At 71.8% G+C, this 776-nt stretch carries 1 pseudogene; it reads right to left on the bottom strand.

Annotated elements, in window-relative coordinates:
- A pseudogene (locus LCE31_RS40025) lies at positions 1 to 614 on the bottom strand (DUF317 domain-containing protein); the annotation flags it as partial.
- Positions 615 to 776 lie beyond the last annotated feature (162 nt).

Genomic DNA, 776 nt, shown 5'->3' with positions numbered 1-776 from the left:
TGCCGACGCTCAGGGTCCGCGGATCGGCGTCCTGGATGAGGGGAGGCACCTCGCCGAGGCTGATGTGCGAGATGAACATCGGGTCCGTGGCTCCCGCCTCGGGCCGATCGATGTCCTGCAGCCATCCCTGGCTGACGACGGCGTCGAGGACCGGCTCAGGGCCGACGAGCGGCACGGTCGGCTGCTCGTGGGCATCCAGCGCGACGAGGAAGTCGGACACAGCCTCGCCGGGAACCCCCCGGGGTGAAGTAGGCCGACCACTGCGCGAGCGAGTTCGTCTCGGCTCGGGCACAGACCTGCCAGGCGACCGGCAGCCCTCCCAGCTGGAACGGCTCGTCCGCCAGAGACCACTGCGCCCAGCGCAGGGCATCGGGGCTGAGGTGCAGGACGGTGCTGCGCACCACGTCGCTGGGCTCTGACTCCTCGTCCGGCTCGCGCCTCCCGCGGACAATCGTCAAGTTCGTCCAGCTCAGGCCGGAGAGCGTGTCGGCGACAGCGTCGTAGAGGCGTTCGTCGTCACCGGCCAGATGGCGGGGGCCGACCCACAACGCGCTGTGGCCACCACGCGGGGCAGGCGGGTCGAAGGGGAGGTCGGGATACAGGGGCGCCTCCAAGGGCTCGGTGCGTATCTAGTTGCCGCCGGCGCGGCGGCGGGGGCGACGCGGGGGCGCCTCGACGGGGCCCTGCCACGTCAGCTCAACGGCGACCTCCGGTGGCAGGTGGCCGAGCTGTGCGTCCTCGTCACGTCCTTCGGCGAGGTAGACGACGCTCCGGCC

The sequence above is a fragment of the Streptomyces sp. 8L genome (genome assembly GCF_020176795.1).
Lineage (GTDB): Bacteria > Actinomycetota > Actinomycetes > Streptomycetales > Streptomycetaceae > Streptomyces.
This window is presented reverse-complemented; position numbering and strand designations above follow the sequence as displayed.